Here is a 16,080-nt window from a genome sequence, read left to right on the forward strand (position 1 = left end):
TCGGCGGAAGCGGGCAGGAATAGTGGCGGCTCCGGCCATGGCAGCCGCCAGGCTTCGCCATTTGGCGTCAAATCGTTTGAAAACAGGAACATTCCATGGGCAGGCTGGACGGCAAGGTTGCGGTGATCACGGGAGCGACGAGCGGGATCGGATTGCGCACTGCGGAAGTCTTCGTTGCCGAAGGTGCCAAAATTGTGATCGCGGGCCGGCGTGTACCGGAAGGCGAGGCGCTGGCAAAGCAGCTCGGGGCCAACTGCATCTTCCGCCAGACCGACGTCACGGTCGAAGCGCAGATGCAGGCCCTGATCGCGCTCGCGGTGGACAAATTCGGTCGGATCGACTGCCTGTTCAACAATGCCGGCGGGCCGGCGCAGACCGGCGGCATCGAGGGCCTCGAGGCCGAGCGGTTCGACGCGGCCATGGCGACGCTGGTACGCAGCGTCATGCTCGGCATGAAGCACGCCGCGCCGGTCATGAAGAAGCAGGGGGCAGGCAGCATCATCAACAATGGCAGCATCGCCGGCCGCCTCGCCGGCTTCTCGTCGTCGATGGTCTATAGCGCGGCCAAGGCCGCGGTGATCCATCTCACCAAATGCGTGGCGATGGAGCTTGGCGAGTCCAATGTGCGCGTCAACTCGATCTCGCCCGGCGCGATCGCGACCGGCATCTTCGGCAAGGCGCTGGGGCTCTCGACCGATGCCGCAGAGAAGACCCCGGCGGTGATGCGCGAGGTCTATAAGACCGCGCAACCGATCCCGCGCGCCGGCCTCCCTGACGACATCGCCCATGCGGCGGTATTCCTGGCCAGCGACGAATCCAGCTTCATCAACGGCCACGATCTCGTCGTCGACGGCGCCATGACCGGCGGCCGCAACTGGAGCCAGCAGCAGCAGGGCTATGTGGCCTTGCGCAAGGCGTTCGATCAGGGGGCGTAGCGGCCGCTCCACCGGTGGTGCCGTAGGGTGGGCAAAGCGAAGCGCGCCCACGCATTCTTATCGCGACGAAACGTGGGCACGGCGCTCCGCGCCTTTGCCCACCCTACGAGACCTCGTGCCCCGGACGCAGCGCAGCGCTTCTTCAGCGATGCGCTGCAGAGCCGGGGCCCATCTCTCCAAGCTGGAATGTGCCGCTCGATTCTGGGGCCCGGCTCGCGCTGCGCGCGTCCGGGACACGAGAGTGGCCGCTAGATCGCCTTCACCCGCACGCGCAAGCCGTCCCGCGGCTTCGGGATCGGCCACATCTGCCAGTCCGGCTTGTAGCCCTCTTCCAGCGACACCTCGATGTTCTGCAAAAAGTGCCGCGCGAAGCATTTCGCCTGCATGTAGGCGAAGTGCAGGCCGAGGCACATATGCGCGCCACCGCCGAACGGGACCCATGCGAAGCGATGGCGGCCGCGCTGGGCCTGCTCGGTGAAGCGCATGGGATCGAAGCGGTCCGGCTCCGGCCAGATCTCCTTCATGTGGTGGGTATAGAGCGGGTTGACGCCGACCGCAGTGCCGGCGGGGATCGTAAAACCCTTGAAGGTGAAATCGCGCATCGCGCGGCGCGGCATCGAGGGCACCGGCGGCTTGATCCGCAGTGCTTCCTTGAACGCCATCTCCGACAGCGGCATCTTCTCAAGGTCGTCGAAACTGCTGGGCGCGCCTGGCGCCAGTCCGAGCGCGAGAACTTCCGCGCGCAGCCTGTCCTGCCAATCCGGGTTGGCGGCGAGCTCGCCGACGAAGGAGGTCAGCGACGAGGTCAGCGTGTCGTGTGCCGCCATCATCAGGAAGCTCATATGGTCGATGATGTCCTGCTCCGTCAGCAGCGCGCCGTCCTCGTGGGTGGCGCGGCAGAGCTGCGAGAACAGATCGTCGCCGCCGTGATTGCCGCGTCGCAGCGGAATCTGCTCGCGGAAATACGCGACGATGCGCTTGCGCCCCTTGACGCCACGCGCCATCTGCGTGCCGGGCAGGGGGCGGCGGATCGGGGCGACGGCAGCCGCGACCATGTCGACGAAGGCGCGGTTGATCTCGTCGACCTCCGGTCCGATGTCGGCGCCGAGGAACGAGGCTGCGGCGAGATCGAGCGTGAGCTGCTTCATCGCCGGATAGAGCTGCATCTCGCCGGGCTTGGCCTTCCACTGCGCGACCCGCGCGGCGATGCCGCGGTCGAGATCGGCGAGGTAGGATTTCATCGGGCCGGACTTGAAGGCGACCGACAGCGTCTTGCGGTGCAGCCGATGCTCGTCGAAATCGAGCAGCATCAATCCGCGCGGAAACAGCAGGCCGAGCACCTTGTTCCAGCCGTGGGTCGAGGAGAACAGCTTCTGCTGGTCGAACATCACGAGCTCGTTGGCCTCAGGCCCGAGCAGCACGACATTGGTCTCGCCGAAAACATGGGTGCGGTAGACCGGGCCGTATTTGACGCCATTCGCCTCGACATGGCCCTTGGGATCGGCCAGCACCTGGAGGGTCTTGCCGATGATCGGCCAGCCTTCATCGCCGGGAATGTGCGTCAGGGCGTTGCGCTTGGGCGCGGTGTAGTCGGGCGCAGCTGCGGCCACATTCTGCATCGACATGACGATTGCTCCGGTTAAGCCAAGCTCCGCGAACATAGCACGATCCGGCCGTGATAGGCTGCGGTCGTCTAGCGCACGAGATCGTCACTACCGCTTCGCCGCCTCCTTCTGCAGATCCGGGGCGTTGACCGCGGGGATGGCGACACGGCCCGGGCCGGTCACCTTGAGCGCCTCGGCAGCCTTCTCGTTCTCCATGATCTTGGCCATCACCGCCTGGCCCGCGCGCTCGAAGATGGCGCGGTTCTCGATCACGAATTTCTGCGACCTGCGCAGGCCGTCGATATAGCCGTTGATCTCCGGCACGACGTAGCGCGCCACCATGTCCCAGCTCCGGCGCGTCGCTTCCGGATTGGCCCAGTCGTGCACGAAACCGATGATGGCGCCGACGCCGCCGGACACTTGCATCACGTTCTTGATGGTCTTGACGAGATCGTCGGGCGTGCCGATGGTGGAGGCCGCGCCCTCGACGAAGGCGGTCTTGTCCACGGCCTCGTCGGGCGAGGAGAACGCGGTGAGGCCCGGCCGCTGCAGCGTGCCGACATTATATTCGTTGTGCCAACGCATCAGCCCGGCGCCGGCCTCCTTGCGCGCCTGCTCGCGGGTCTCGGCGATGTGGAAGGTCAGCAGCACGCGCCAATCGGCACGGTTCACCTTCGTGCCGTGCTTCTTGGCGGCATCCTCGGCGAACTGCCATTGCTGCTGCAGCGACATCAGCCCCTGCGTCGTCATCGATCCCAGGGAGATGATGCCGATGCCGTACTTGCCGGCCAGCGTCATGCCCGACGGCGAGATCTGCGAGGCCACGACGAACGGCATCTCCTCCTGCAACGGCAGGATCTGCAGCGCGGCGTCGTTCATGGTGAACCAGTCGCTCTTGGCGGTGACGCGCTCGCCGTTGAAGAGCCGGCGGATGATGCCGATGGCCTCGTCCTGGCGGTCGCGCTGCGTCATCGGGTCGATGCCGAGCGTGTGGGCGTCGGAGGCGAGCGCGCCCGGGCCGGAGCCGAAGATGGCGCGGCCGCCGGTCATGTGGTCGAGCTGCACCATGCGCTGGGCGACGTTGTAGGGATGATGATAGGGCAGCGACACCACGCCGGTGCCGAGCTTGATCCGCTTGGTGCGCTCGCCGGCCGCGGCCAGGAACATCTCGGGCGAGGCGATCATCTCCCAGCCGGATGAATGGTGCTCGCCGCACCAGAACTCGTCATAGCCGAGCGCATCGAGCTGCTCGACGAGGTCGAGGTCGCGCCGGAACTGGAGCATCGGATGCTCCCCGATCGGGTGATGCGGGGCAAGAAAGGCTCCGAACTTGAGGCGCGCCATGGCGTTTCTCCGGCTTTGATTTTCTGTTTGTTGATGCGGCAAGGCTACGTGCCGGAGGGGGCAAACGCAATCGCGCCATGTCCCGTGCTGCGGAATGCAGGCATGCGGTTGAGCGAAGCGAGATGCTTCGTCTCGCTCTCACCGCTTGCGGGGAGAGGGTGACGAGCGCACGAACCGTACCTGGATTGGCGAAGCGTCGTGGCCGCCCGGTTCATGTTCGGCGTCGCTGCCTTGATCGTGAACGGAGCCATTCCCACGATCGCCGTCGACGCGTCGCTGATGCTGCTTCGCTCGCACTGTTTGTGACATTAATCATGATTTGCGCGCATTTCTGGCATGGCTGCGCCGCGCATCGGCATGAAGTTGCGGCAATGCGGTTAATGCGTGCCGATTTCCGCAGCATTTCCGGGTGATTCCCGGTGAATTGACAGCGCACGGTCTTTTTATTTTGCAATGCAGCAACTATCTGGTTTGGCTGGACGTTGAACGTCGCCCACCAGGAAGTTGCCGTGTCGCTCGCCAAGAATATCGATCTGTTGAGACGTCTGCCGAGGCTGGACGGTCTGCGCTTTGCCGAGTTCGGTCGCGGCCCGGATGCGTCAAGTCCATTGCAGGAGGTCACCGGCTTCGGCGACAATCCCGGCGCCTTGCACATGTTCGCCTTCGTGCCGGCGCGATTGCAGAAGCCGCGCGCGCTGGTCGTCGTGCTGCATGGCTGCGGGCAGACCGCGGCGGCTTACGATCTCGGCGCCGGCTGGTCGACGCTGGCCCAGCACTATGGCTTCGCGCTTCTGATGCCCGAGCAGCAGCGCATCAACAACGGCAATACCTGCTTCAACTGGTTCAACCCGGAAGACACGGCGCGAGGCAGCGGCGAGGCGCATTCGATCCGCGAGATGATCGCGCACATGGTCGGGGCACATCGCATCGATCCCGCGCGCGTTTTCATCACCGGCCTGTCCGCCGGCGGCGGCATGACGTCGGTGATGCTCGCGACCTATCCGGAGGTCTTCGCGGCCGGCGCGGTCATTGCGGGACTGCCCTATGGCATCGCCTCGAACCTGCGCGAGGCGCTCGAGGGCATGTTTCATTCCCCGGTGCGTCCGGCGCGCGAGCTCGGCGATCTCGTGCGCAACGCTTCCGATCATCGCGGCCCCTGGCCGAAGATCTCGGTGTGGCACGGCAGTGCCGACCGCACCGTCAATCCCGGCAATGCCAACGAGATTGTCAAGCAATGGCTCGATCTGCACGATCTGCCGGACGCGCCGATGGCGGAGACCATCGTCGACGGTCATCCGCGGCAGGTCTGGTGGGGCAAGGACGGCGAGACGCTGGTCGAGTGTTACGCCATCGCCGACATGGCCCATGGCACGCCGCTGGGGCTCGCCGACAACGACCAGCGCTATGGAATTGAAGGCGCGTTCCTGATCGAGGCCGGCATTTCCTCGTCCTACCATATCGCCAAGTTCTTCGGCCTCACCGCCTGGATCGCGGACGCCGCCAAGGCGGACGCCAAGCGTGCGGACGTCAAGCCTGCGGACGCCAAGCCTTTAGCCAAGCCCGCGCTCTCGCCCGCGCCGCATCTCGCCCGCACGATCCGCGCTGCGGTCGCCGAGCAGCCGGCCGAGCCGAAGCGCGAGCGGGCGCGCGGCTTCGACCTCAGCCAGATCATCACGCGCGCGCTGACCGCCGCGGGGTTGATGAAGTAGCTGGTCGACACACATTCAGCCGTCGTCCCGGACAAGCGCGCCTCAAGCGCGCGAAGATCCGGGACCCATTGCCACAGGACAAAGTTGGGCACGAAGAGGTAACTCCGAGTCCCCGTAACCACATCTCCCTGTGGTTATGGATCCCGGATCTGCGCTTGCGCTTGTCCGGGACGACAGCGGAGTTTAGCGACGCTCACATCTCCCCGGTGATGAACGGATTGGTCATCCGCTCCTGGCCGATGCTGGAGCCGGCGCCATGGCCGCAGATGAAACCGACGTCGTCGCCGAGCGGCAGCAGCTTTGTCATGATCGAATTGATCAGGGTCGCGTGACTGCCGCCGGGCAAATCGGTGCGCCCGACCGAGCCCGCGAACAGGACGTCGCCGACATGGGCGAACCGCAATTCCTTGTTGAAGAACACCACGCTGCCCGGCGAGTGGCCGGGGCAGTGGAAGATGTCGAAGTTGAGATCGCCGATCGACACAGTGTCGCCCTCGTCGAGCCAGCGGTCCGGCGCGAAATTGCGCACGCCGGTCATGCCGAAGCGCGCGCCGCTTTCGACCACGTTGTCGAGCAGGAATTTGTCCGCCTCATGCGGGCCTTCGATCGGCACCTTCAGCGCATCGCGCAAATCGGCCGCGCCGCCGACATGGTCGATATGGCCGTGGGTCAGCCAGATCTTCTCCACGGTGACGCCGGTCTGCTTGATCGCGTCCAGGATCTTCGGCACGTCCCCGCCGGGATCGATCACCACGGCCTTCTTGGACGGCTCGTCCCAGATGATGGTGCAGTTCTGCTCGAACAGCGTCACGGGGACGATGATCGCGCCGGCCTTGGCTGTCGTGTCGTTTTGCTCGGTCATGGCGCCACAATGCCGATTTTTGCCAGGCCGCCAAGCAAAAGATTCGTGCCGGACCGCGGAACAATAGTCACACCACCGTCCCAATTGGCCTGCCAATTTGAACCGGGGCGGCGTTGTCGCGTTCTCCCGCGCGAGAGGCAGATTTTGGGTGGTCTTCCGGCATGGCTCACGACAACGAGAACTGGTGGCGCGACGGCATCTTCTATCAGATCTACCCGCGCTCGTTTCAGGATTCGAACGGTGACGGGGTCGGCGATCTCGCCGGCATCTTGCGGCGGCTGCCTTATGTCAAATCGCTCGGTGTCGACGCGATCTGGCTGTCGCCGATCTTTCCGTCGCCCATGGCCGATTTCGGCTACGACATCTCGGACTATACCGGCATCGAGCCGCTGTTCGGCACGATGGCCGATTTCGATGCGCTGATCGCGGCAGTCCACGACAACGGACTGAAGCTGATCCTCGATCTCGTGCCGAACCATACCTCGGACCAGCATCCCTGGTTCGTCGAGAGCCGCGCCTCGCGCGACAACCCCAAGCGCGACTGGTACATCTGGCGCGATCCCGCGCATGACGGCGGCGTGCCGAACAATTGGCTGTCCGAGTTCGGCGGCAGCGCGTGGCAGTTCGACGAGACCACGGGCCAATATTACTACCACGCCTTCCTCGCCCAGCAGCCGGACCTGAACTGGCGCAATCCGGACGTCCGCAACGCGATCTACGACGTGATGCGGTTCTGGCTGGAGAAGGGCGTCGACGGCTTTCGCGTCGACGTGATCTGGCACCTCGTCAAGGACGCAGAGTTTCGCGACAATCCGCCGAACCCGCGCTACGTCGAAGGCCGGCCGCCCAACGAGAAGATCCTGACGCAATATTCGACCGACCAGCCGGAGGTGCACGATGTCATTGCCGAAATGCGCCGCGTCACTGATGCGTATCGCGCACGCGTCCTGATCGGCGAGATCTATCTGCCGCTGCACCGTCTGATGGCCTATTACGGCAACGACCTCACCGGCGCGCAGATGCCGTTCAACTTCGCGCTGCTCTCGACCTTCTGGAGCGCGCGCTCGATCGAGAAGATCATCGAGGATTACGAGAAGGCGCTGCCGCGCGGCGCCTGGCCGAACTGGGTGCTCGGCAATCACGATCGTCCGCGGGTTGCGAGCCGCGTCGGCACGGAGCAGGCGCGTGTCGCCGCGATGTTGCTGCTGACGCTGCGCGGTACACCGACGCTCTATTACGGCGACGAGATCGGCATGCACCAGGTGGCCATCGCGCCGGAGGATGTCCGCGATCCCTTCGAGAAGAACGTGCCCGGCATCGGCGTCGGCCGCGACGGCTGCCGCACGCCGATGCAATGGGACGCGTCCGAATTCGCCGGCTTCTCCGCCGTGCGGCCATGGCTGCCGCTGCCCGAGCACCATGTGCGTGACAATGTCGCCACTCTCGAAGCCGATGCGCACTCGATCCTCAACCTCTACAAGCGCCTGATCGGCTTGCGGCAGAGCTGCCCGCCGCTGGTCGCGGGCGATTTTGATCCGATCGCCGCGCAAGGCGATCTCCTGATCTACCGCCGGCAGGCCGAGGGCAAGGCGGTGATCGTGGCGCTCAATCTCGGTGCGGACCCGGTCACCGTGACGACCAGCGCAGTCCGCTTCGGCAGCAGGATCCTGCTGTCGACCTTCCTGGATCGCGAGGGTGAGCAGATCGAAGGCGTGCTGGATCTGCGCGGCAATGAGGGCGTGGTGGTGGCGCCGCCGTAGCTATCGCCCCGGATAAGCGCGGCGGAGCAGGCGACGGCATTCCCGGCCTATCCCGGATGCTTCTTGCCCCGCGCCTTATCGCCGTCGATATCACTCCGTTTCAACAGATAATCCAGCCCGCCGACGCGGTACCAGCGATAGCCATAGGGCTCCAGCACGACGCGGTGCTGGCCATGCTTGTCGGCGTGGCTGTGGTCCTCGGCGAGCAGATTGATCAGGTGCGCGCCGGCCTCGCGCGGCAGTCCGGCCGAGAACGCGATCTCGCGCGGTTTCTCGTCCAGATTATGCACGAACAGCACCGAATTGTTGCGCCAGTCGTAGCGCATGATGAACACGGCGGGATCGCGCGTCGGGATGATGGCGAAATCGCCCCAGCCGACCTCCGGCACCTCCTTCCGCATGCGGACGATGCGCTCGGTCCAGTTCAGCATGGAATTGGGGTCGCGCCGCTGCTTGGCGACGTTGACATGCGGATAGCCGTACGGCCCCTTGTCGATGACAGGGCAGGCCGGCCTGTCGCTCTTGGTGAAGCCGCCATGCGGCTCGGTCGACCATTGCATCGGCGTGCGCGCGCAATTGCGCTCGGGCAACGAGAGATCGTCGCCCATCGCGATCTCGTCGCCATAGCGGATCACGGGCGTTCCCGGCAGCGTGCACATCAGACTGTAGGCGAGCTCGAGCCGCCGGCGGTCCCCGCCCAGCATCGGCGCGAGACGGCGGCGGATGCCGCGGTCATAGAGCTGCATGTCCTTGTCGGGACCGAATGCCTTGAACACCGTGTCGCGCTGCGACTTGGTCAGGCGTCCCAGATCAAGCTCGTCGTGATTGCGCAGGAAAAGGCCCCATTGCGCGGTGGCCGGCCGCGGCTTGGTCGCCTTCAGCGCTTTCGCCAGCGGCCGCGAATCGGCCGAGGCCAGCGCATAGAACAGGTGCTGGTTGACGTGGAAGTTGAACATCATGTGCATGCGGTCGGCGTCGTGGCCGAAATATTCCATGTCCGTCTTCGGCAGCACGTTGGCCTCGGCGAGGATGATGGCGTCGCCCTGCCGCCATTGCAGAAATTCGCGGAACGCGCGCAGCATGTCGTATTGCTCAACCGGCTTCTTCACCTTGGCGCCCTTGGTCGCGATCACGAAGGGCACCGCGTCCATGCGGAAGCCGGAGACGCCGAGCTGGATCCAGAAGCCCATGATCTTGAGGATCTCGGCCTGCACATGCGGATTGGAGGTATTGAGATCGGGCTGGAAATCGTAGAAGCGGTGGAAGTAGTACGCTCCGGCTTCCTTGTCGCGCGTCCAGGTCGATTTCTGCACGCCGGGAAACACCATGCCCTTGTTGGCGCCGGCCGGCTTCGTATCGGACCACACATACCAGTCGCGGTAGGGCGAGGCCTTGTCGCGCCGCGCCTCCTTGAACCAGTGATGCTGGTCCGAGGTGTGGTTGACAACGAGGTCGATGATGATGCGGATGCCGCGCTGCTTGCAGCCATGGGTGAACTCGACGAAATCGCCGAGCGTGCCGTAGCGGGGATCGACGCTGTAATAATCGGCGATGTCGTAACCGTCGTCGCGGCCCGGCGAGCTCTGGAACGGCATCAGCCAGATCGTGGTGATGCCGAGCCCGTGAAGATAGTCGAGCCGGCGGAGCAGGCCCTTGAAATCGCCGATGCCGTCGCCGTTGGCATCCATATAGGAGCCGACCGACAAGCAGTAGATCACGCCGTTCTTGTACCAGAGATCGTCGATCATGCACGCGCCGCCTCGGGGTTCCGCCGAGGTGCGGCGGCTGCCTGATAAGCGCGCGGGGAGGGGGAGGTTCCCGCTCGCTGTCGTCCCGGGGCGCGCCACTTGGCGCGAGTCCGGGATCCATAACCACAGGAAGGAGGTTTGCGACGCTTGGAGTTGCCGCGTCGCCTCACACCACTGCCTGTGGCTACGGATTCCGGGCTCGCGCTGCGCGCGCCCCGGAATGACGGGGTGAAGGGAATCGGCTAATCTCCCCCGCCATGGACAGCGCCGCCCGCAACCTCTCCCTCGTTCCACCGCCCGACCGCCGCCAATCCGAGACGGCGCTCGCGATCGCGCGCGGCACATCGCGGCTTTTGCGCTCGCTCGGCTTTTCCTGCATCAGCGAATTGCCGCTGCCTTCTGGCCGGCGTGCCGATCTGGTCGCGCTGAACGAGCGCGGCGAGATCTGGATCGTCGAAATCAAATCGTCGGTGGAGGATCTGCGTGCCGACCAGAAATGGCACGAATACCGCGCCCATTGCGATCGGCTGTTCTTCGCCTTCACGCAGGACCTGCCGTGCGAGATCTTTCCGCAGGACACTGGCCTGATCGTCGCCGACGCCTATGGGGCGCACCTGCATTGCGAGGCGCCCGAGCACAAGCTCGCCGCCGCCACGCGCAAGCAGATGACCGTGCGGTTTGCAATGGCGGCAGCGCTGCGGATCAACCGGCTGGTCGATCCGCAAGGCCACGCGGATTTCTGGGAATAGCCGCGTGCTGAACGAAGCGCGGCCGGAGTCCTTGTGATGCGAGAGGTCGCCGATCACAGCTATTTTTTGGCTTGCGCCGCCCGGATCGGGCCGAAAGGCCCGTACATGTGCTGCTGCTGATCGAATCCGTCGGCATACGGTCCGTAAGGCGTATCGACCGGCTTCTTCGAAAGATCTGGATAGTCCTTGTCGAGACCGGCTTTCCTCGGACGCGGCTGAGAGATCATATAGGCAGCCACGTCCCATGCCTGCTCGACCGTGAGCTGCGGATTCGTGTAGTCCGTTCCGTGCGGCATGTTGAAGTGCAGGAAGTTCGCCGCCGTAATCAGCCGCGCCATGCCGGCACCGTCATTGAAACTATCGGCGCCCCAGAGCGGCGGCACCATGTAGCCGAGATCGACGCTCGGCAGGCTGCGGCGTATTCCGGAGCCGTCCTCGTTGTGGCAGGAGAGACAAGCGTTCGCATAGATCGCCTTGCCGCGAACGGGGTCGGCCGCGCGATCGAGCTCAGGCATCGCTCCGGTGCCGAGTCCTGACAATTCCTTTCCGGCCGGCACGCCGGACGAGAGGAATTTGATGTAAGCCACGATGGCTTGCATTTCGGGGCTGTCGAGCGGCAGCGCGCGACCATTCATGCTGCGCGCCATGCACGAGTTCACACGATTCTCGATCGTGATCTCGGCGCCGAGGCGGGCACTGTATTGCGGGAAGAGCTCGAACAATCCAAAGATCGGCAGGCCGAATTTTTTCGTACCGGCTTCGAGATGGCAGTTGCTGCAGGCGAGATTGTTGCCGGCATAACGCTTGGCAGGGTCCGGCACCTCCGGCCCGATATGGGCGTAGGTCGCCGTGATGAGGTCGCGCCCGCGCCGCACGAGCCGGCCATGAGCGTCATCGGGCAGCGCGCCGACTTCCGGTACCGTCCAGACTGGCGGGGAGATTTGCTGCGCACGCCCCGGCCTTGGTGCGGCTACCGCTCCGGCGACGACAGCGACGGCAATGGTGCGTAACGTCCAGATGCAAAGCAATGCAGGCAGCGGCGTGGGCTGAACCATCGTTCTCTCGAGAATGTTCGACGCGTCAGGTCGGCGCGATGATCCGCCGCCTGAGGTTAACGTCGGGTTCAGGGGCGCACGACGCCAGCATCCGGCTTTGTCGGTATCGGGCAGACGACGTCAGGCCGGGCAGGTTCAGCCGTCGACCGACTTCAGGCATGCGCTTCCGGAGTGAGCGCCGGAATTACCTCGGCGCGCGCTTGGCCAAAATCCGCTGCAGCGTACGCCGGTGCATGTTGAGCCGGCGCGCCGTTTCCGAGACGTTGCGGTTGCACATCTCGTAGATGCGCTGGATGTGCTCCCAGCGCACGCGGTCGGCCGACATCGGGTTGGCCGGCAGCTCGGATTTCTCCGCGTTGGTCGACAGCAGCGCCGCGACCACGTCGTCGGCATCCGCGGGCTTGGAGAGGTAATCGACTGCGCCCATCTTCACCGCGGTAACGGCGGTGGCGATGTTGCCGTAGCCGGTCAGCACGATCGCGCGCGCATCCGGACGCTTCTTCTTCAGCGCCGAGACCACGTCGAGGCCGTTGCCGTCGCCCAGCCGCAGATCCACCACGGCGAATGCGGGCGCAGCCCTGCCGATCTGCGCAAGACCGTCCGAGACGGTATCGCAGGAGGTCACCGTGAAGCCGCGCGTTTCCATGGCGCGCGACAGGCGCTCCAGGAATGGCTTGTCGTCCTCCACGATAAGCAGCGAGCGGTCGGCCTGTTCGTTCAGTTCGGCGATGGCGTTCAAGGTTTTGTCCTCTCTCCAACGCGTTGACATATGGCCTTGCTATCGGGCGGTGCCAAGGCCGCCGATAGTCGATCGGCCCCGTTGTGCGACGCAAGGTCGCGGACACAAGCGCGGTGGATGCTCATCGCGCCAGCGATTCCCGCTTTCAGCATGATCGTGTCGGAAACGTGCTGAAGGCGCTTCCGGATCATACCCTACCCTATTGTTTCTTCGAGGGTCTCGATAGCCTCAATAGCCTCAAATCGTTGTCGCGGCCAACTGATCTGGACCACGGCACCGTGTTCCGGAAAGGTCCGGTTGGTAAACGAGACCTTGGCGCCGGTGCGTTCGAGCAATGTGCGCGCGATGAACACGCCCAATCCGAGGCCGCGTCGTTCACCGCCGCCCTCGTCCACGGTTCGCCGCCGCGACAGATAGGGCTCGCCGATGCGGTTCAGGATGTCAGGGGGAATGCCGGGACCGTCGTCGGAAATCACGAGGTCGATGATGTCCTTGTTCCACCACGCGTTGACCTCGACGGTGGTGCGAGCGAAATCGACCGCGTTCTCGACGATGTTGCCGACGCCGTAGAGGATCGCCGGGTTGCGGGAGCCGACCGGCTCGGCCACGACGGCGACCGCGATCCGCACCTTGATCTCGACGCCGAAATCGCGGTGCGGGGCCACCACCTCCTCGATCAACTCCGACAGCTTCATGCGGTCGAACGGCGCGCCGATGGAGGAGAGCTGGGTGATCTTGCTCAGGATGTCGCGGCAGCGCTGGGTTTGCTCGCGCAGCGTCTTCAGGTCGGCGGCGATGCTGGCGTCCTTCACCGTCTTTTCCAGCTCGCGCGAGATCAGGAAGATCGTGGCGAGCGGCGTGCCGAGTTCGTGTGCGGCGGCAGCGGCAAGGCCGTCGAGCTGGGTCAGATGCTGCTCGCGCGACAGCACCAGCTCGGTCGCAGCCAGCGCGTCCGCGAGCTTGCGCGCCTCCTCGGTCACCTGGAAGGAGTAGAGGCTGGTGACGCCGATCGCGAGCGCGATGGAGAGCCAGACGCCGACCAGATAGATCGGCGGCAGCACCAGCGGATCGTCTGAATCCCATGGCAGCGGCAGGTGGAAGAAGAACAGCACCGAGGCGCAGGCGACCGCGAGCAGGCCGAGGCCGAAGGTGAAGCGCGCCGGCAGCGCCGTGGCCGAGATCAGCACCGGCGCGAGGAACAGGAACGAGAACGGGTTCTGCAAGCCGCCCGTGAAGTACAACAAGCCGGCAAGTTCCACGATGTTCAGCGCGAGCAGGCCGGCCGCCTGCACCGGCTCCAGCCGCTGCATCGGGTTGACCGCGGTCTGGAGCCCCAGGTTCACCGCCGCCGACAAGGCGATGATGCTGACGCAGGGGACGATCTCGACGTCGAATTCCAGCCCCTGCGCCACGATGAAGATCGCAGCGAGCTGGCCCAGCACCGCGAGCCAGCGCAGCCGCAGGATCGTGTCCAGGCGGATATGCCGCTGCGGGTGGCGGAAGTTCGAAGCGGCAATTTCGGTCATGTCGGCCAATGTGGCGGCGCCTTCCAAAGTCACAAACGCGGGGCTCGCGGAACCACCGGATTACAAGCCTTGCGCTCCCTGCCGCAATAGCAGAAGAACGGTCAGCATGACCGAGAATGACGAGGCTTCAAGCCGGCCGACTGTCGCGGATCGCAGCCCGTCCGCGGCGATCGCGGTCGATCATCTCGTCAAGGTCTACAAGCAGACCCGTGCCGTCGACGACATCTCCTTTTCGCTGCCGCGCGGCAGCATCACCGGGCTCCTGGGCGGCAACGGCGCCGGCAAGACCACAACCATCGCGATGATCATGGGCCTGGTGCTGCCGACCTCCGGCCGCGTCCGGGTGCTGGGCCATCGGATGCCCGAGGAGAGCGCCGCGGTGCTGGGGCGGATGAACTTCGAAAGCCCCTACGTCGACATGCCGATGCGGCTCACGGTGCGGCAGAACCTAACCGTGTTCGGCAAGCTTTATGCGGTGAAGAACCTCGCCGGCCGCATCAGGGAGCTCGCCGACGATCTCGATCTCACCGACTTCATCGATCGCGCCAACGGCAAGCTGTCCGCCGGGCAGAAGACCCGCGTCGCGCTTGCCAAGGCGCTGATCAACCAGCCCGAACTCCTGCTGCTGGACGAGCCGACGGCCTCGCTCGATCCCGATACCGCCGACTGGGTGCGGGCGCATCTGGAGCGCTATCGCAAGGACAACAACGCCACCATCCTCTTGGCGTCGCACAACATGTTCGAGGTCGAGCGGCTCTGCGACCGCGTCATCATCATGAAGCGCGGCCGAATCGAGGACGACGACACGCCCGAGGCGATCATGGCCCGCTACAACCGCACCACGCTGGAGGAGGTGTTCCTCGACGTCGCGCGCGGCCGCGTGAACGGGGCGAAGGAGGCGGCGCGGTGAGGGGAAGTTGTAATTGTATCCCGGATAGAACCTGTTATCCCGGGGCGCGACGTCGCGAGCCCGGGATCCATAGCCAAAGGATTGAATTTGGCGAAGGCGCGGGGTTACCGGTCTCGTCCCACAGCCGCCGTCTGTGGTTATGGATTCTCAGATGCGCAATTGCGCATCATGGCTCGCGCTCCGCGCGCACCGGAATGACGAAGCTCCATCCGGGCTACGGGTTTGCCCAATGACCGAGCTCTCCCTCCACACCGGCATCTCCATCCATCGCATCGGCGCAATGATCCTGCGCTATTGGTACCTGCTGCTGTCGTCCTGGCCGCGGCTGCTCGAGCTGTTGTACTGGCCGGCGCTGCAGGTCATCACCTGGGGTTTCCTCCAGCTCTACATCGCCGAGAACGCCAATTTCTTCGCGCGCGCCGGCGGCACGCTGATCGGCGCCGTCATCCTCTGGGACATCCTGTTCCGCGGCCAGCTCGGCTTCTCCATCTCGTTTCTGGAAGAGATGTGGGCGCGCAATCTCGGCAACCTCATGATGAGCCCGCTCAAGCCGATCGAATTTCTGCTGTCGCTGATGGTCATGAGCCTGATCCGGCTCGCGATCGGGGTGATCCCGATGACGCTGCTGGCGCTGTTCCTGTTTCACTTCAATGTCTATGCGCTCGGCCTGCCGCTGATCGCGTTCTTCTGCAACCTGATCTTCACGAGTTGGTCGGTCGGCATCTTCGTCTCGGGCCTGGTGCTGCGAAACGGCCTTGGTGCCGAGAGCATCGTCTGGACCCTGATGTTCGCGATCATGCCGCTCGCCTGCATCTATTATCCGGTCAGCGTGCTGCCGGTCTGGCTGCAATACGTCGCCTGGACGCTGCCGCCGACCTACGTGTTCGAGGGAATGCGCGCGCTGCTGATCGAGAACACCTTTCGCGCCGACCTGATGTTGGACGCACTGGTCATCAATGCCGTGCTTCTGATTGCATCTTTTGGGGCATTCCTTGCCCTTCTGCGCAGCGCAAAAAAGCACGGCTCGTTGCTGTCGGGCGGCGAATAGCGTCACTTTCTCGTGGATTCAGGGTGGTTTGCGGCTTTGGGCTACGTAGATGTACGGAACCATGCATTGACGCAATATTACGCATTCGGCA

13 protein-coding genes are annotated in these 16,080 nt (G+C 64.6%); 6 read left to right on the forward strand and 7 right to left on the reverse strand.

Annotated elements, in window-relative coordinates:
- The first annotated feature begins 95 nt into the window (after positions 1 to 95).
- Entirely contained in the window at positions 96 to 935 is an 840-nt protein-coding gene (locus WI560_RS01115; protein ID WP_375306555.1) for an SDR family NAD(P)-dependent oxidoreductase, read from the forward strand.
- Between the two features lie 248 nt (positions 936 to 1,183).
- Here the strand turns inward: WI560_RS01115 and WI560_RS01120 are convergent, their stop codons facing one another.
- Positions 1,184 to 2,560, reverse strand: coding sequence for a cytochrome P450 (locus WI560_RS01120; protein ID WP_375306556.1), 1,377 nt, complete (start codon positions 2,558 to 2,560; stop codon positions 1,184 to 1,186).
- A gap of 87 nt (positions 2,561 to 2,647) precedes the next feature.
- Positions 2,648 to 3,883, reverse strand: coding sequence for an LLM class flavin-dependent oxidoreductase (locus WI560_RS01125; RefSeq protein WP_028133767.1), 1,236 nt, complete (start codon positions 3,881 to 3,883; stop codon positions 2,648 to 2,650).
- 509 nt (positions 3,884 to 4,392) lie between these two features.
- On the opposite strand from WI560_RS01125, the gene WI560_RS01130 reads away from it, so the two are divergent.
- The gene (locus WI560_RS01130; protein WP_375306557.1) at positions 4,393 to 5,592 is read left to right on the forward strand and encodes a PHB depolymerase family esterase; all 1,200 of its coding nucleotides are present in this window, start codon (positions 4,393 to 4,395) and stop codon (positions 5,590 to 5,592) included.
- A 193-nt stretch (positions 5,593 to 5,785) separates the two neighbouring features.
- Here the strand turns inward: WI560_RS01130 and WI560_RS01135 are convergent, their stop codons facing one another.
- The gene (locus WI560_RS01135) at positions 5,786 to 6,454 is read right to left on the reverse strand and encodes an MBL fold metallo-hydrolase (protein WP_375306558.1); all 669 of its coding nucleotides are present in this window, start codon (positions 6,452 to 6,454) and stop codon (positions 5,786 to 5,788) included.
- Positions 6,455 to 6,615: 161 nt separating this feature from the next.
- On the opposite strand from WI560_RS01135, the gene WI560_RS01140 reads away from it, so the two are divergent.
- Positions 6,616 to 8,214, forward strand: coding sequence for an alpha-amylase family glycosyl hydrolase (locus tag WI560_RS01140; protein WP_375306559.1), 1,599 nt, complete (start codon positions 6,616 to 6,618; stop codon positions 8,212 to 8,214).
- 47 nt (positions 8,215 to 8,261) lie between these two features.
- Here WI560_RS01140 and WI560_RS01145 read toward each other — a convergent pair whose 3' ends face one another.
- On the reverse strand, positions 8,262 to 9,962 hold the full coding sequence (locus WI560_RS01145) for an alpha-amylase family protein (RefSeq protein WP_375306560.1): 1,701 nt from the start codon (positions 9,960 to 9,962) through the stop codon (positions 8,262 to 8,264).
- A 257-nt stretch (positions 9,963 to 10,219) separates the two neighbouring features.
- Between WI560_RS01145 and WI560_RS01150 the strand changes: the two genes are divergently transcribed.
- Positions 10,220 to 10,711: an MmcB family DNA repair protein gene (locus WI560_RS01150; RefSeq protein ID WP_375306561.1), complete on the forward strand. Its 492-nt coding sequence runs from the start codon at positions 10,220 to 10,222 to the stop codon at positions 10,709 to 10,711.
- A gap of 59 nt (positions 10,712 to 10,770) precedes the next feature.
- Here the strand turns inward: WI560_RS01150 and WI560_RS01155 are convergent, their stop codons facing one another.
- The 3 genes from WI560_RS01155 to WI560_RS01165 form a co-directional block, all read right to left on the reverse strand.
- Positions 10,771 to 11,766: a c-type cytochrome gene (locus tag WI560_RS01155; RefSeq protein ID WP_375306562.1), complete on the reverse strand. Its 996-nt coding sequence runs from the start codon at positions 11,764 to 11,766 to the stop codon at positions 10,771 to 10,773.
- Positions 11,767 to 11,950: 184 nt separating this feature from the next.
- A complete protein-coding gene (locus WI560_RS01160) occupies positions 11,951 to 12,505 on the reverse strand; it encodes an ActR/PrrA/RegA family redox response regulator transcription factor (RefSeq protein ID WP_028133772.1) in 555 nt (184 codons plus the stop codon).
- Between the two features lie 194 nt (positions 12,506 to 12,699).
- Positions 12,700 to 14,031 (reverse strand): ActS/PrrB/RegB family redox-sensitive histidine kinase, encoded by a 1,332-nt coding sequence (locus WI560_RS01165; RefSeq protein WP_028133773.1) that lies wholly within the window; start codon positions 14,029 to 14,031, stop codon positions 12,700 to 12,702.
- A gap of 106 nt (positions 14,032 to 14,137) precedes the next feature.
- On the opposite strand from WI560_RS01165, the gene WI560_RS01170 reads away from it, so the two are divergent.
- Together WI560_RS01170 and WI560_RS01175 are read left to right on the forward strand one after the other, a co-directional pair.
- Positions 14,138 to 14,941 (forward strand): ABC transporter ATP-binding protein, encoded by an 804-nt coding sequence (locus WI560_RS01170; protein ID WP_375306563.1) that lies wholly within the window; start codon positions 14,138 to 14,140, stop codon positions 14,939 to 14,941.
- A gap of 229 nt (positions 14,942 to 15,170) precedes the next feature.
- Positions 15,171 to 15,989 (forward strand): ABC transporter permease, encoded by an 819-nt coding sequence (locus WI560_RS01175; protein WP_375306564.1) that lies wholly within the window; start codon positions 15,171 to 15,173, stop codon positions 15,987 to 15,989.
- Positions 15,990 to 16,080 lie beyond the last annotated feature (91 nt).

This window comes from Bradyrhizobium sp. A11, from assembly GCF_042077125.1.
Taxonomy (GTDB): Bacteria; Pseudomonadota; Alphaproteobacteria; order Rhizobiales; family Xanthobacteraceae; genus Bradyrhizobium; species Bradyrhizobium japonicum_B.

What these genes read in the sequence shown, in the direction of transcription:
- WI560_RS01115 (WP_375306555.1), top strand. Translation starts at nt 96, where the DNA reads ATGGGCAGGCTGGACGGCAAGGTTGCGGTGATCACGGGAGCGACGAGC.
- WI560_RS01120 (WP_375306556.1), bottom strand. Translation starts at nt 2,560, where the DNA reads ATGTCGATGCAGAATGTGGCCGCAGCTGCGCCCGACTACACCGCGCCC.
- WI560_RS01125 (WP_028133767.1), bottom strand. Translation starts at nt 3,883, where the DNA reads ATGGCGCGCCTCAAGTTCGGAGCCTTTCTTGCCCCGCATCACCCGATC.
- WI560_RS01135 (WP_375306558.1), bottom strand. Translation starts at nt 6,454, where the DNA reads ATGACCGAGCAAAACGACACGACAGCCAAGGCCGGCGCGATCATCGTC.
- WI560_RS01140 (WP_375306559.1), top strand. Translation starts at nt 6,616, where the DNA reads ATGGCTCACGACAACGAGAACTGGTGGCGCGACGGCATCTTCTATCAG.
- WI560_RS01145 (WP_375306560.1), bottom strand. Translation starts at nt 9,962, where the DNA reads ATGATCGACGATCTCTGGTACAAGAACGGCGTGATCTACTGCTTGTCG.
- WI560_RS01150 (WP_375306561.1), top strand. Translation starts at nt 10,220, where the DNA reads ATGGACAGCGCCGCCCGCAACCTCTCCCTCGTTCCACCGCCCGACCGC.
- WI560_RS01155 (WP_375306562.1), bottom strand. Translation starts at nt 11,766, where the DNA reads ATGGTTCAGCCCACGCCGCTGCCTGCATTGCTTTGCATCTGGACGTTA.
- WI560_RS01165 (WP_028133773.1), bottom strand. Translation starts at nt 14,031, where the DNA reads ATGACCGAAATTGCCGCTTCGAACTTCCGCCACCCGCAGCGGCATATC.
- WI560_RS01170 (WP_375306563.1), top strand. Translation starts at nt 14,138, where the DNA reads ATGACCGAGAATGACGAGGCTTCAAGCCGGCCGACTGTCGCGGATCGC.
- WI560_RS01175 (WP_375306564.1), top strand. Translation starts at nt 15,171, where the DNA reads ATGACCGAGCTCTCCCTCCACACCGGCATCTCCATCCATCGCATCGGC.